Origin of the sequence: Ferruginibacter yonginensis, from assembly GCF_042651465.1 — a bacterium.
Classification (GTDB): Bacteria; Bacteroidota; Bacteroidia; order Chitinophagales; family Chitinophagaceae; genus Ferruginibacter; species Ferruginibacter yonginensis.
The window spans coordinates 1-14,468 of the sequence record NZ_JBHSCZ010000003.1 but is presented as its reverse complement, the minus strand read 5'-3'; the positions used below and the strand labels follow the sequence as shown (position 1 = coordinate 14,468).

The following is a 14,468-nucleotide window of genomic DNA, read 5'->3' as shown; positions in this document are numbered from 1 at the left end:
TTTATATTGTTATCCAGCGGATAAATGTTTCTATAATGTGGTAATTGATTACCCGTTAAATACTTTCTTTAAAGAGATGTTACGAGTTCTAGAAACCTGCACTGGTTCTCTCAAACTTGCTAAAGCTTTTACAGTTGCTTTAACTACGTTTTGCGGATTTGCAGAACCTAAGTTTTTAGCTAAAACGTCAGTAATACCAGCACTTTCTAAAACGGCACGCATGCTACCACCGGCAATTACACCAGTACCATGAGCAGCTGGCTTTATTAAAACCTTTGCAGCACCTTCTTTACTTAATTGATCATGAGGAATTGTACCATGCATTACCGGAACTTTAATTAAATTCTTTTTTGCATCTTCAATACCTTTTGTAATAGCTTCTTGTACTTCTTTAGCTTTACCTAAACCATGACCTACAACACCTGCACCATTTCCTACAACAACAAGTGCAGAAAAGCTGAAAGCACGACCACCTTTAGTAGTCTTTACCACACGGTTAATAGCAACAACCTTTTCTTTTAATTCAAGGTCGCCAGCTTTCATTTTATTTACAATTACGTTTGACATTATTTCAATTTACTTATTTAGAATTTCGATACAGAAGATTAGAATTTCAATCCACCTTCCCTTGCACCTTCAGCAACAGCTTTAATACGACCATGGTAAATATAACCACTACGATCAAAAACAACTTTTTCGATACCTAATTCAATTGCTTTTCTTGCAATAGCTTCACCTACCATTTTACTTTTAGCAGTTTTAGCTACTTTTTGAGCACTGATATCTTTTTGTAAAGATGAAGCTCCTGTAATAGTAACACCTGTTGCGTCATCAATTAATTGAGCATAAATTTCAACGTTACTTCTGAATACAGATAAACGTGGAACAGATGAAGTACCACTAACTTTTTTACGAATGCGGTAACGTATCTTTTGTCTTGCTTGTGACTTATTGTTCATTATTCTTTAATTTATATTTCCGATACTGCCGGAAAAGATTTCTATTTTAAAATACTCGTTATAAATACAATACTTTTAAAAGTTTTGCAAAGTTACAACTATTTACCTGCAGATTTACCAGCTTTTCTTCTTAAAACTTCACCTACAAACTTAACACCTTTACCTTTGTATGGTTCTGGCTTACGTAAGCTTCTAATTTTAGCACAAACGGCACCTAAAAGTTGTTTATCAGTACTTTCTAAAGTGATAATTGGGTTTTTACCTTTTTCAGTAACAGTAGCTACTTTCAATTCACTTGGTACTTCTAATACAATATTGTGAGAATAACCTAAGGCTAAATCTAACAAATTACCAGTGTTAACAGCTTTGTAACCAACACCAACTAATTCTAATTCTTTTTTGAAGCCTTCAGTAACACCTTTAACCATGTTACTGATTAATGAACGATATAAACCGTGCATTGCTCTATGACGAATTTGTTCAGTAGGACGCTTTAATTCAAGTGTATTACCTTGTATATCTACAATGATATCTCTATCAATGGTTTGTTTTAATTCACCTTTTGGACCCTTAACAACTACTTCGTTGTCTTTTCCAACTGTGATAGTAACGCCTGCTGGAATTTCAACTGGCTTTTTTCCTATACGACTCATAATTTATAAATTGTGTGGTTACTTTTAATTGTTATTGACCGATTTCAGCCTGTATAGATGGCTTAATATTCAATCAACCACTATAATCAAAAACGAATAATTAGTTTAGTAAATATTGCAAAGCACTTCGCCACCTACATTTTGAATCTTTGCTTCTTTATCAGTCATTACACCTTTTGAGGTTGAAATGATTGCAACGCCTAAACCATTTTTAACTCTTCTAAATTCATCTGGTTTTGCGTAAGTACGTAAACCCGGACGACTAATTCTTTCTAAACTTTTAATAGCCGGTTGTTTCGTAACTGCATCATATTTTAATGCAATTTTGATGATACCTTGTTTATTATCTTCTTCAAATTTATATTTAAGGATATAACCTTTATCGTATAAAATTTCAGTGATACGCTTTTTCAAATTGCTAGCAGGTATCTCTACAATACGGTGATTAGCCATTTGAGCATTTCTAATTCTTGTTAAATAATCTGCTATCGGATCAGTAACCATTGTTTTCTTTGTTAAGTTTTTTAATAATATTTTACAATGCGATATCCTACTTCGTATATGTTATAATGAAGTTGGATGAGTAAAACTACCAGCTTGCTTTTGTTACACCTGGAATTTTACCTGCCAAAGCCATATCTCTAAAAGTAATACGGTTAACACCAAAGTGGCGCATGTAACCACGAGGACGACCAGTTAATTGACAACGATTTCTCAAGCGTACTGGAGAAGCATTTTTTGGTAAAGCATCTAATGCCGCATAATCACCAGCTTCTTTCAAAGCGGCTCTTTTTTCAGCAAATTTCGCTACAATGGCTTCTCTTTTTCTTTGCCTGGCTTCAATTGATTTTTTTGCCATATTATTTATTGTTTACGACTTTCAAATAAAGGCTAACTTCATTATTAACCACTACTGAAATAATCTATTCGTAATATTTTTAGTTAGAATTATTTTTGATGTTTTTGAAAGGCATACCTAATTCTTTCAACAATTCATATGCTTCTTCGTTAGTAGTAGCAGTAGTTACGAAAGTGATATCTAAACCAGTAATTTTATTTACTTTATCAATATCAATTTCTGGGAAAATGATTTGCTCCGTTACACCTAAAGTGTAGTTACCTCTACCATCAAAAGCTTTGTCATTGATACCTTTAAAATCACGAACACGAGGTAATGAAACTGCAACTAATCTGTCAAGAAACTCATACATTTTTTCACCACGTAAAGTAACTCTTGCACCAATTGGCATGTTCTTACGCAATTTAAAGTTTGAGATATCTTTTTTAGAATAAGTAGCTACTGCTTTTTGACCAGTGATGTTTGTTAATTCATCAATAGCTACATCGATTAATTTTTTGTCATTTACTGCGCCATTAACACCACGGTTTAAACAAATTTTGGTTAATTTAGGTGCTTGCATTACAGTTTTATAACTGAATTTCTTCATCAAAGCAGGTATAACTTCGTTTTTATACTTAGCTGCTAATCTTTGGGTTGTTGCTGTTGTGCTCATTAGTTAATTACCTCCCCTGATTTTTTTGTTACACGTATCAGTTTACCGTTTTCACGGGTGCGTTTAATTTTTGTTGCAGCACCAGCTTTTGCATCCCATAGCATTACATTACTAATAGCTATTGGCGCTTCCACTTTAACAATACCACCTTTGGTATTTTGTGCTGTTGGTTTAGTGTGTTTGGTTACGATGTTTACACCTTCTACCAAAACACGTCCTTTATCCAATATAACTTCCAACACTTTACGAGGCTTCTTTAAATCCTTATCATCACCTGTAATTACTACTACAGTGTCACCTTTTTTTATGCTGAACTTTGGTTTGAATCTTGTACTCATTTTATTATGTCGCTTTGCAGCTTTTTTTCTTTTGTTATACAGATGTTATGCACCTGCTAATAAATATTGAAAGTAATTATTGAAAACTCAATAATTAAGTGGCTTACAATACTTCAGGAGCTAAAGAAATAATTTTCATATATCCTTTATCTCTCAATTCACGAGCAACTGGGCCAAAAATACGTGTACCTCTTGGCTCGTCAGAATTGTTTAACAATACAACTGCATTGTCATCAAAACGAATATAAGAACCATCTTTACGACGTAATTTATTTACAGTACGAACGATAACTGCTTTAGTTACAGTACCTTTTTTGATACCACCTGCAGGCATAGCATCTTTTACAGTAACTACGATTTTATCGCCGATTTTAGCGTAATCTTGACCGCTATTTCCCAATACACGAATACAAAGTACTTCTTTAGCACCACTGTTATCCGCTACGTTTAGTCTGCTTTCTTGCTGAATCATTTTTTTATTTTTTAGTACTACGTACTTAGTATTTAGATGAATGTTTTGTTGTTATAAATGACGTATGTCCATTTACACGATACCAACATTACTTTACTTTCTCAATTACTTCAACCAATCTCCAACGCTTTGTTTTACTTAATGGACGAGTTTCCATTATTTTAACAGTATCACCTATACTGCACTCATTTTTTTCATCATGAGCATGTAATTTGGTAGTTTTTTTAAGGAACTTACCATACAAAGGGTGCTTTACTTTTCTTTCAACATTAACAGTAATGGTTTTATCCATTTTGTTGCTAGATACAACACCTGTTCTTGTTTTTCTTATATTTCTTACTATCTCCATTATTATGCGTTTTAAGGGTTATTATGCCCCGATCTGAGTTTTTCTAAGTTGCGTTTTAAGACGAGCAATATCTCTTCTCAATGCACGTATGCTTTGAGGATTTTCTAGAGGTGCAATTGCATGAGCAAAAGTTAATTTCTTCATGCGCATTTCATCTTCCTTAATTTTTACCTTAAGATCTGCTTCAGATAAACCTTGAAGGCTTTGAGCGAAATCGTGTTTTTTTGACATCATCTATTATTTGAACATTCACAATTATTGTTCTATACTGTATTGCTTACAGTAAACTTTGTTATTATCCTGAGTAATCTCTACTAACGATAAATTTCGTTAAAATAGGAAGCTTTTGTGCAGCTAAAGCAAATGCATTTTTTGCAATTTCTTCTGATACACCATCAGCCTCAAATAAGATACGACCTGGTTGTACAATTGCAGCCCAACCTTCTGGGTTACCTTTACCTTTACCCATCCTTACTTCAGCTGGCTTTGCAGTAATTGGTTTGTCAGGGAAAACTCTGATCCAAACATTACCTTCTCTTTTCATTGCACGTGTCATTGCTTGACGAGCACTTTCAATTTGTCTGTTTGTAAGCCAAACACTATCTAAAGCTTTTAAGCCAAATGTACCGAAAGCTAAGGTTGCACCACGTTTGGTATCACCTTTCATGCGACCCTTTTGCGTTTTTCTGTGTAAGGTTCTTTTTGGTTGTAACATCGTAATTCTATTTTTGATTTAAGATTGAAACATTGTTCAATCTAGTTCAACTGTTAATGTGTTATTTAATTTTACCGCAGTATTATCTTCTGCCACCGCCTCTTCTATCATCACCACCTCTTCCACCGCCACGTCTATCATCACCACCTCTTCTGTCATCTCTTCTTTCAAAACCACCTTGTCTTTCTTGACCATCATTTTTAGCACCCGCTAAAACATTCGGGTTTAAATCTCTCTTACCTAATACTTCACCTTTACAGATCCATACTTTGATACCGATTTTACCATAAACCGTTAAAGCAAATACGTTTGCATAATCAATATCCATACGTAAAGTGTGTAATGGCGTACGACCTTGCTTAATTTCTTCGCTACGAGCAATTTCAGCACCACCTAAACGACCACCTACTTTTACTTTGATACCTTCAGCACCCATTCTTAAAGCTGAGGCAATAGCCATTTTGATAGCACGTTTGTAACTAATACGGTTTTCTAATTGACGAGCAATTGTATCAGCAACAATAGCTGCATCTAACTCAGGACGACGTATTTCTAAAATATTGATTTGAACATCTTCTTTACCACATAATTTTTTCAACTCTTCCTTAATTCTATCAACCTCACCACCACCTTTACCGATGATGATACCTGGCTTAGAAGTATGAATGGTAACGATTAGTTTGTTTAATGTACGCTCAATAACAATTTTAGCAATACCACCTTTATTGATACGTGCATTTAAGTAATTTCTGATACGATCATCTTCAATTAACTTTTTTGCATAATCTTTTTTGTGAGCATACCAATTGCTATCCCATCCACGTGTGATTCCTAACCTTGCACCTATCGGATTTGTTTTCTGACCCATAGTATTTATTTAGTCCAACTGATTAAACAGAAGGTTCATTTATTTTATTCGGTTTCTGAATTTGCTTTTTTCTTAGTTGCTGTTTTTTTTGCAGCTGGCTTTTTAACAGCTACTGCTTTCTCTTCAGCTACGGCTACTTTTTTTGCTGGCTTTGCAGTTACTTCAGCAACTGTATCAACAAAAACAGTTACATGGTTGCTACGCTTACGTACTCTGTAACCACGACCTTGTGGTGCAGGGCGCATACGCTTGATAACTCTTGCACCATCTACATAAATAGTTTTAACTATTAAACCACTTTCATCAGCACCTTCGTTTTTAGCTTTCCAGTTGCTTATTGCAGAAAGAATAAGCTTACGTAAAGGAACAGACGAGTGTTTTGGATTGTGCTCTAAAACAGCTAAAGCCTTTTCTACCTTCATACCACGTACTAGATCAGCCAATAAGCGCATCTTTCTTGGTGATGTTGGTTCATTATTTAATTTTGCTACTGCTTCCATTTTTTTATAATTATTAGTTTTAAGTATGTGCTGATGTTATTAGCTTTTACTCAAAACCGCTTTTATCCTTTTTTGTTTGAGTGACCTCTAAAATTTCTTGTTGGTGCAAATTCACCTAATTTATGACCTACCATAAATTCTGTTACATAAACTGGAATAAATTTATTACCGTTATGTACTGCGAAAGTTTGACCTACGAAATCTGGAGAAATTGTACTTCTACGGCTCCAAGTTTTAATCACTCCTTTCTTTGTTTTACCTTCAGCCATTGCTATGATTTTTGCTTCTAGCTTAGCTTCGATATAAGGACCTTTTTTTAATGAACGACTCATGATATATATTTTTGTTTATTTCTCTATTACTAGAGCATTTTAACAATTAAAAATTACTTACTTAATTTCTTTCCGTTTTTACGTTGGATAATCATTTTATCTGATCCTTTACCACGAGTACGAGTAATTTGACCTTTTGCGTATTTACCTTTACGGCTACGTGGGTGACCACCTGAAGCTCTACCTTCACCACCACCCATTGGGTGATCTACTGGGTTCATCGCTACAGCTCTTGTACGTGGACGAATACCTTTCCAACGGTTACGACCAGCTTTACCTGCACTTTCCAAACTATGATCGCTGTTAGAAACAACACCTACAGTTGCATAGCAATTGATCAATACTCTTCTTAATTCACCACTTGGCATTTTAAGAATGGCATATTTTTCTTCCTTGTTACTCAATTGTGCTGATGTACCTGCACTTCTTACTAAAATACCACCTTGACCAGGTTGCATTTCAATATTGTGAACGTTGGTACCTAATGGCATGTTTTTGAACATTAATGCATTACCTAATTCTGGTACTGCAGCATCGCCACTAATTACAGTTTGTCCAACTTGTAAACCTGCTGGAGCAATGATGTAACGTTTTTCACCATCAGCATACGCTAATAAAGCGATAAATGCTGTACGGTTTGGATCGTACTCAATTGTTTTAACAGTAGCTGGTATATCTTTCTTATTTCTTTTAAAATCAATAATACGATACATGGTTTTGTTACCACCACCCATATAACGCATGCTTCTACGACCTTGTGAGTTACGACCAGCAGTATTTTTTTGCTTTTCTAATAAACTTTTTTCTGGAGTATTTGTGGTAATTTCAGCATAAGCATTACCTATTCTCCATCTTGTACCTGCTGTGGTCGGTTTGTATTTTCTAAGTGCCATTTTTAATTACTTTTTTGTCAAAACTTTGCGGTGTTGACCACCATTCATTTAAAATTATTGGTTATTAACCTGCGCTGTATACATCGATAGTTTCACCTTCTGCAACAGTTACAATTGCTTTTTTCTTTGCTGGTTTACGACCAACAATAAAACCTGCTTTTGTGTATTTTGCTTTTAATTTAGAAGGAACAATTGAAGTATTTACTTCTTCAACTTGTACACCGTAAAATTGTTCTACAGCTTTCTTTATTTCAAGTTTATTAGCCTTTCTATCAACTACAAAAGTGTAGCGATTCATTTTTTCTGACTGCTTGTTAGCTTTTTCAGATAAAACTGGCTTAATTAAAACGTTTGATAAGTTCATGATTTTGTCAATTTGCTTATGAGCTAATTTATTATTCTGCTACTGCTTCTTCAGTGAACAATTTTGCTGCACTTTCAGATAAAACCAACACATTAGCATTTAAAATATCGTATGTGTTCATATCACTAATAACAGTTCCATTTACACCTGGTACATTACGCAAGCTTAGGTAGAAGTTATCATTGTATTCAGGTATAACAAACAAAGATTTTTTACGACCCATGTTTAAACTCTTCAATACACCTGTAAATGTTTTAGTTTTAGGGGCATCCATATGCAAATCTTCTAAAACTACAATGTTATTTTCTTTTGCTTTATAGGCCAAAGCACTCATTTTAGCCAAATCTTTCACCTTACGGTTTAATTTGATATCATATTTGTGCGGCTTAGGGCCAAAGATACTACCACCACCTTTGTAAATAGGGTTACGTAAGTTACCCTTACGAGCACCACCAGTACCTTTTTGCTTGTGCAATTTTTTAGAAGAACCTTTAACTTCCATTCTTGTTTTTACCTTGTGCGTACCTTGACGTTGAGCGCCCATGTATTGCTTTACTGCAAGATAAATTACGTGATCGTTAGGTTCGATTCCGAAAATTGCTTCCGGTAATTCAACTGTTCTTCCAGTTTTTTCCCCTTTTGAGTTTATTATATCGAGTTGCATAATTATTTCTGTATTAAAACGATTGAACCATTATGGCCCGGAACCGAACCACTTACCAATATGTAATTTTTCTCAGCGAAAATCTTAACTATTTTAAGGCCTTTCATTTTCACTTTATCGCCGCCCATACGACCAGCCATACGCATACCTTTAAATACACGACTAGCATCTGATGAGTTACCGATTGAACCTGGTGCTCTTTGACGATCATGCTGACCATGAGATTGCTCACCCACACCACTAAAGCCATGGCGTTTTACAACACCTTGGAAACCTTTACCTTTGGTAGTACCAACAACTTCAATTTTGTCGCCTTCAGCAAAAATGTCAACTGTGATTTCATCACCAACATTTTTATCGATTTCGCTATCGCGGATTTCTTTAACTACTTTTTTCGGAGCGGTATTAGCTTTTGCGAAGTGTGCAATTTCCGATTTGAGAGAGTGCTTTTCTTTTTTATCGCCGAATGCGATTTGTAGAGCGTTGTAACCGTCTGTTTCAACAGTTTTCTTTTGTGTTACCACACATGGTCCAGCTTCAATGATAGTAACGGCAGTTTGCTTGCCTGTTGTATCAAAGATACTGGTCATACCAATTTTCTTTCCAATAATACTTTTCATTGTATCTGTTTATTACCCAGCGCTCCATTTATGAGGAGATAGGTGTTTTAATTTTCTTTTAAGAACTTACCTTTTGCCTTTCCTGATTAACAGGAAGGTTCATTAGGCCTTTATTTCAACATCCACACCACTTGGTAAATCTAATTTACTAAGTGCATCTACCGTACGACTACTACTGGTGTAGATATCTAACAAACGCTTGTGCGTACACAATTGGAACTGCTCACGAGCTTTCTTGTTTACGTGAGGAGAACGCAATACAGTAAAAATTTTCTTTTGAGTAGGTAAAGGAATAGGTCCTGTTACTACTGCGCCTGTACTGCGTACTGTTTTTACAATCTTCTCAGCCGATTTATCAACTAAATTGTGGTCGTAAGACTGTAATTTTATTCTGATTCGTTGTGACATATATAAAGAACTTTAAAATTCCATTTTTTATTTGGAGTGCAAAAGTAAGCGATGTATTTTAAATGGCAAAGTTTTTTGAAAAGAATTTTCAAAAAACTTTGCCATTAACGCTTTGCTACCATAGAAATACTATTATTCTTCATTTACCGACCCACCACTACTCTCATTTTTTACAATTTCCTTGGCGCCTCCCCTATACGATATATTTCCGCCACTACTAGCCGTTGCATTTACCTTTATACTTGCAAAAATATTAATGGTTGCACCGCTACTTACGTTTGCCGATGCTGTTTCTGCTTTTAAGTCAGCAAAGTTGATGTTGCTACCGCTTGAGGCACTTGTAATTGCATTTTTAGTAAAGCCAGCAGTATTTATTTCTGCACCACTACTTGCATCAGCCTTTATAGTTGGTGCGTCTAAATTCACGGTAATTTTAGAACCACTACTAGCTTTTAAATCAACCTCATTATTTCCTTTCATAATTGTTTTTGTGGTAACGGTGGCTGATGCTGATGTACTAATACCTTCAACGTATGGCATTGTAATATGTACAAACATGGTTGTATTTCTAAAACTGGTATATTTTTCAATTGCGATTGATAATTTGCCACCAACAACTTTTGTTTCAATGTAAGGCTCTAAATTATCATCTGCCTCTACAACCACAGAGGTTTGCGGCCCATATTGAATATCAACAGTAATACCACCGCTTGCACTAATGCTTGTAAATGAATTTAACTGCCTTGTTTTTGTAATTATATTGCCACTGCCCGTTATTCTTCGCATTTTACATGATGCAAGTATCGAAATGGAAATAATTACGAATAAAAAATATTTCATTTAGTTTCTATTTTATGTTAAAATGATAAAAATTGAAATTAACATCTTTTAAATGGATCATTTATTTTATTTTGATGAATGGCTTTATAGGCTTTTATGAAATAATTTGTCAATGTATTTTTTATAGTTTAGCAGCATTATTAAATAAATGTAATATTTCTCAAATCAAACAATCTTATTTCAACATTCTCAACCCTAACATCTAAAGAAATATTTACATTTGCACACATTTATGACAGATAAAATTTTAATACTCGACTTTGGTTCGCAATACACCCAATTAATTGCCCGTGTAGTAAGAGAAGCGAACGTATTTTGTGAAATTATACCATATAACAAAACTTTTGAATTTGATGCAAATTTAAAAGGTATCATATTATCCGGATCGCCTTGCAGTGTAAATGAACCTGATGCTCCCAATGTAGATATTGCAACAATTGCTGATAAAGTGCCTGTACTAGGTATTTGTTATGGTGCTCAACTCACCGCTAAACTTTTTGGTGGCACTGTTGCTAAAAGTAATAAAAGAGAATATGGAAGGGCATTTTTAAATATAATTAATCAACACATTCTTTTTGATGGTATAAATAAATCTACCCAAGTGTGGATGAGCCATAGCGATACCATTAAAATGTTACCTGATGGCTTTGTGCTGCTTGGCGACACTGAAAATATACCAGTAGCAGCTTTTGAAAGCAACAATACAACTAAAAACCCCGTAGTGGGTTTACAGTTTCACCCAGAGGTTTACCACTCAACCGAGGGTAAAAAAATCATTGATAACTTTTTAGTAAAAATATGTGGTTGCAAAAAAGATTGGACGGCAGCCCATTTCATTTCCGAAACAGTTGCCGCATTAAAAATTCAATTAGGTGATAGTAAAGTGGTAATGGGCCTCAGTGGTGGAGTGGATAGTACGGTAGCCGCTACATTATTACACAAAGCTATTGGCAGCAACCTATACGGCATATTTGTAAATAATGGCGTACTACGTAAAAATGAATTTGAAGAAGTACTTGAAATTTATAAAAAGTTAGGCCTAAATGTTAAAGGAGTTGATGCATCGGAACTATTTTACAATAGATTAGCTGGTAAAACTGATCCTGAGGAGAAAAGAAAAGCAATTGGAACAAGTTTTATTGATGTTTTCGATGAAGAAGCCACAAAATTAACAGGTATTTCATACCTAGGCCAAGGTACCATTTACCCTGACGTAATTGAATCTGCTGCCGTTCATGGCCCAGCAGTTACAATTAAATCGCATCATAATGTTGGTGGCCTTCCTGAAAAAATGAAACTGAAAATAGTTGAACCACTTCGTTCATTATTTAAAGATGAAGTACGAAAAATTGGAGCAGAATTAGGTATACCTGCAAGTATGTTAGGTAGGCACCCGTTTCCTGGTCCTGGCTTAGCCATCAGAATTTTAGGAGAAGTTACACCAGAAAAGGTACAGTTATTGCAAGATGCTGATGCAGTTTATTCAGATTTATTAAAAAAACACCAATTGTACGATAAAGTTTGGCAAGCTGGTACTATTTTACTTCCTGTTAAAAGTGTTGGTGTAATGGGCGATGAACGAACGTATGAATTTACCGTTGCATTAAGGGCAGTAACTTCGGTTGATGGTATGACGGCAGATTGGGCCCACTTACCTTACGAATTTTTAGCAGAAGTTAGTAACGAAATTATTAACAATGTTAAAGGAATCAACAGGGTTGTGTACGATATTAGCAGCAAACCACCTGCAACCATTGAGTGGGAGTAACAAGTAATAACAATGCATTTTTAATAAAATTGTAAAATAATCCGCAATAAATAAAAAACTTTGTGATGTGTTTTTTGAAGAATTACATGTGAAAGTTGTTAAATTATAAACACATGAAAAAAAATATAATATTATTAGTAGGAATTATTTTATGTTTTCAATTTTTTGCAAATGCACAAACCAGTGCAATTAATTTTAAAACAACCAAAGTTGCCATTTTTGCACCACTATATTTAGATTCTGTTTTTAATGAAAATGGTAATTATAAATACAATAAAAACTTCCCAAAATTCATTCAACAAGGTTTAGATTTTGTACAAGGTGCTCAAATAGCTTTAGATAGTATTCCGTTACCAAACGGCAACATTCAATCATACATTTATGATTCAAAAGCTTATGTACAAAATGTAGGTTGGTTAATACAAAATCATAAATTAGATAGTATCGATGTTATTATTGGCGCAGTAAAAGATGCAGAATTTACTGACCTTGCTAACTTTGCAAAGGGTAAAAATATACCTTTTATTTCTGCAACCTATCCTAATGATGGAGGCATAACTGCAAACCCCTTTCTTGTAATCCTTAATTCAACACTAAAAACACATTGCGAAGCTATTTATAGCTACGTTTTGCAAAATCATGGCAACGATAAAATTTATCTATGCAGAAAAAAAGGTGCACAAGAAGATAAAATAGCAAACTATATAAAACAAATAAATGAAGTTGATGGAAAACCACTTTTAAATATACAAACATTAAATTTTGAAGATGACTTTACTACCCTTCAAAACAAGTTGGACAGTAATAAAAAATCCATCATAATCGCTGCTAGCTTAAATGAAGATTTTGGGCAGGCCATCTCAGAAGCAGCATATTCATTAAAAAAATCATACGCAATTCAACTTATAGGTATGCCCAATTGGGATGGATTTGCGGCATTGAAAAAAGCGAATTTAAAAGATTTTGCAATACTTTATACTACACCATACACCAACACCAAAACAGATGATTTTAGTAAACGTGTACAAAATATTTATAGCAAAAAATTTAAAGGTGTACCGTCAGATATGACCTATAAAGGGTACGAAACCGCTTATCTATTTAGTCGTTTAATCTCAAGGTATCCTAACGATTTTATGAGCCATCTAAACGAATATGCTTACAAAGTATTTAATGATTATAATTTTCAACCAATATACCTTTCAAAAAAGTCATCTATACCTGATTATTTTGAAAACAAACATTTGTATTTCATGAAAATTATAAATGGTAAAATATTAAAAGCTTGGTAACTTTTATTTGCTTTGAAGCAATAACAGCATTACAGTATCAACAATCTTAAGCCTGCTATTCGCTATTACGCTTCGCCACAAAGCCCCCACACAAAGGCTTCAGCTGCAGGGTACCCGCTACTATCAGGGCTAGATCAGCATGGTACGGTTTTTCAACTTTTTAAATATACTTTTCATAATAGTAACGAGTTACTATCATGAAAAGCCCGTGTTATTATATATAGCACAACAACATTTATAGTTAATTACAGTCGTTATTACAGAATAAATAAAAGCGTTAAGTTGAAAAAAGTTGTGATAGCTCTATAAAGCTGTTACTCAGAATTAAATAAGCTGGTATTTTATTAGAATAAATGATAAAGTGTCATTTTCCTTATAAATTTTAATCCTCTTCGAAAAGCAACATACCAATACTTAAAAATAGATAATCAACTATTTCAAGTGGATGCATAAGAAACATTTGCACAGAAGAAGGCTTATCCGCCGCGGCGGATCGGTATGGTCTGCATAATAAAATGTTTATGATTTCAGGGGGGGTAGAGTGATTGGAGTTAGATGGATGATCAACTATTTCAAGTAGATACATAAAAAAGCCTCTCATTACTGAAAGGCTTTTCTTAAATAAATATGGCTGCTACCTACTCTCCCACATTATTTTGCAGTAACACCATAACATGAGGGGCTTATCCGCCGGGGCGGATCGGTATGGGCTACATAATAAAATGTGTATGATTTCAGGGGGAGGTAGAGTGGATTGGAGTTAGATGGATGATCAACTATTTCAAGTAGGTACATAAAAAAAGCCTCTCATTACTGAAAGGCTTTTATTAAATAAATATGGCGGCTACCTACTCTCCCACATTGTTGTGCAGTACCACCATAACATGAGGGGCTTATCCGCCGCGGCGGATCGGTATGG

22 protein-coding genes are annotated in these 14,468 nt (G+C 34.5%); 2 read left to right on the top strand and 20 right to left on the bottom strand.

Going from position 1 to position 14,468, the window contains the following annotated elements:
- Window positions 1-48: 48 nt before the first annotated feature.
- From rpsE to ACFOWM_RS11820, 20 genes are all read right to left on the bottom strand, one after another.
- On the bottom strand, window positions 49-567 hold the full coding sequence (gene rpsE / locus ACFOWM_RS11915; protein WP_379710383.1) for a 30S ribosomal protein S5: 519 nt from the start codon (window positions 565-567) through the stop codon (window positions 49-51).
- A 38-nt stretch (window positions 568-605) separates the two neighbouring features.
- The gene (rplR, locus tag ACFOWM_RS11910; RefSeq protein WP_379710380.1) at window positions 606-959 is read right to left on the bottom strand and encodes a 50S ribosomal protein L18; all 354 of its coding nucleotides are present in this window, start codon (window positions 957-959) and stop codon (window positions 606-608) included.
- Window positions 960-1,057: 98 nt separating this feature from the next.
- Complete coding sequence (gene rplF / locus ACFOWM_RS11905; RefSeq protein ID WP_379710377.1) at window positions 1,058-1,612, bottom strand: 50S ribosomal protein L6; 555 nt, start codon at window positions 1,610-1,612, stop codon at window positions 1,058-1,060.
- 105 nt (window positions 1,613-1,717) lie between these two features.
- Entirely contained in the window at window positions 1,718-2,116 is a 399-nt protein-coding gene (rpsH, locus tag ACFOWM_RS11900) for a 30S ribosomal protein S8 (protein ID WP_379710374.1), read from the bottom strand.
- An 85-nt stretch (window positions 2,117-2,201) separates the two neighbouring features.
- A complete protein-coding gene (gene rpsN / locus ACFOWM_RS11895; protein WP_379710372.1) occupies window positions 2,202-2,471 on the bottom strand; it encodes a 30S ribosomal protein S14 in 270 nt (89 codons plus the stop codon).
- A gap of 79 nt (window positions 2,472-2,550) precedes the next feature.
- Window positions 2,551-3,126 (bottom strand): 50S ribosomal protein L5, encoded by a 576-nt coding sequence (rplE, locus tag ACFOWM_RS11890; RefSeq protein WP_379710370.1) that lies wholly within the window; start codon window positions 3,124-3,126, stop codon window positions 2,551-2,553.
- Entirely contained in the window at window positions 3,126-3,464 is a 339-nt protein-coding gene (gene rplX / locus ACFOWM_RS11885) for a 50S ribosomal protein L24 (protein WP_379710368.1), read from the bottom strand. The genes rplE and rplX overlap by 1 nt, the downstream gene beginning before the upstream one ends.
- 103 nt (window positions 3,465-3,567) lie before the next feature.
- Window positions 3,568-3,936, bottom strand: a complete 369-nt coding sequence (gene rplN / locus ACFOWM_RS11880; protein WP_379710366.1) for a 50S ribosomal protein L14 — start codon at window positions 3,934-3,936, stop codon at window positions 3,568-3,570.
- Between the two features lie 88 nt (window positions 3,937-4,024).
- Window positions 4,025-4,285 carry a 30S ribosomal protein S17 gene (rpsQ, locus tag ACFOWM_RS11875; RefSeq protein ID WP_379710364.1) on the bottom strand — a complete coding sequence of 87 codons (261 nt, stop codon included), beginning with the start codon at window positions 4,283-4,285 and terminating at the stop codon, window positions 4,025-4,027.
- A gap of 21 nt (window positions 4,286-4,306) precedes the next feature.
- The gene (gene rpmC / locus ACFOWM_RS11870) at window positions 4,307-4,516 is read right to left on the bottom strand and encodes a 50S ribosomal protein L29 (protein WP_379710362.1); all 210 of its coding nucleotides are present in this window, start codon (window positions 4,514-4,516) and stop codon (window positions 4,307-4,309) included.
- Between the two features lie 64 nt (window positions 4,517-4,580).
- Window positions 4,581-5,000: a 50S ribosomal protein L16 gene (gene rplP, locus ACFOWM_RS11865; RefSeq protein WP_379710359.1), complete on the bottom strand. Its 420-nt coding sequence runs from the start codon at window positions 4,998-5,000 to the stop codon at window positions 4,581-4,583.
- Window positions 5,001-5,082: 82 nt separating this feature from the next.
- Complete coding sequence (gene rpsC, locus ACFOWM_RS11860) at window positions 5,083-5,868, bottom strand: 30S ribosomal protein S3 (protein WP_379710356.1); 786 nt, start codon at window positions 5,866-5,868, stop codon at window positions 5,083-5,085.
- Between the two features lie 44 nt (window positions 5,869-5,912).
- Window positions 5,913-6,368: a 50S ribosomal protein L22 gene (gene rplV / locus ACFOWM_RS11855; protein ID WP_379710354.1), complete on the bottom strand. Its 456-nt coding sequence runs from the start codon at window positions 6,366-6,368 to the stop codon at window positions 5,913-5,915.
- A 62-nt stretch (window positions 6,369-6,430) separates the two neighbouring features.
- Complete coding sequence (gene rpsS, locus ACFOWM_RS11850; protein WP_379710352.1) at window positions 6,431-6,700, bottom strand: 30S ribosomal protein S19; 270 nt, start codon at window positions 6,698-6,700, stop codon at window positions 6,431-6,433.
- Between the two features lie 53 nt (window positions 6,701-6,753).
- Window positions 6,754-7,593 (bottom strand): 50S ribosomal protein L2, encoded by an 840-nt coding sequence (rplB, locus tag ACFOWM_RS11845; RefSeq protein WP_379710350.1) that lies wholly within the window; start codon window positions 7,591-7,593, stop codon window positions 6,754-6,756.
- Window positions 7,594-7,657: 64 nt separating this feature from the next.
- Window positions 7,658-7,957: a 50S ribosomal protein L23 gene (gene rplW, locus ACFOWM_RS11840; RefSeq protein ID WP_379710348.1), complete on the bottom strand. Its 300-nt coding sequence runs from the start codon at window positions 7,955-7,957 to the stop codon at window positions 7,658-7,660.
- Window positions 7,958-7,988: 31 nt separating this feature from the next.
- Window positions 7,989-8,621 (bottom strand): 50S ribosomal protein L4, encoded by a 633-nt coding sequence (rplD, locus tag ACFOWM_RS11835; RefSeq protein ID WP_379710345.1) that lies wholly within the window; start codon window positions 8,619-8,621, stop codon window positions 7,989-7,991.
- Between the two features lie 2 nt (window positions 8,622-8,623).
- Window positions 8,624-9,241 carry a 50S ribosomal protein L3 gene (gene rplC, locus ACFOWM_RS11830; RefSeq protein ID WP_379710343.1) on the bottom strand — a complete coding sequence of 206 codons (618 nt, stop codon included), beginning with the start codon at window positions 9,239-9,241 and terminating at the stop codon, window positions 8,624-8,626.
- Window positions 9,242-9,343: 102 nt separating this feature from the next.
- On the bottom strand, window positions 9,344-9,649 hold the full coding sequence (rpsJ, locus tag ACFOWM_RS11825) for a 30S ribosomal protein S10 (RefSeq protein WP_379710341.1): 306 nt from the start codon (window positions 9,647-9,649) through the stop codon (window positions 9,344-9,346).
- A gap of 132 nt (window positions 9,650-9,781) precedes the next feature.
- Window positions 9,782-10,489, bottom strand: a complete 708-nt coding sequence (locus tag ACFOWM_RS11820) for a head GIN domain-containing protein (protein WP_379710338.1) — start codon at window positions 10,487-10,489, stop codon at window positions 9,782-9,784.
- A 232-nt stretch (window positions 10,490-10,721) separates the two neighbouring features.
- Between ACFOWM_RS11820 and guaA the strand changes: the two genes are divergently transcribed.
- Entirely contained in the window at window positions 10,722-12,257 is a 1,536-nt protein-coding gene (gene guaA, locus ACFOWM_RS11815; protein WP_379710336.1) for a glutamine-hydrolyzing GMP synthase, read from the top strand.
- Between the two features lie 113 nt (window positions 12,258-12,370).
- Complete coding sequence (locus ACFOWM_RS11810) at window positions 12,371-13,549, top strand: ABC transporter substrate-binding protein (RefSeq protein WP_379710334.1); 1,179 nt, start codon at window positions 12,371-12,373, stop codon at window positions 13,547-13,549.
- The last annotated feature ends 919 nt before the right edge of the window (window positions 13,550-14,468 follow it).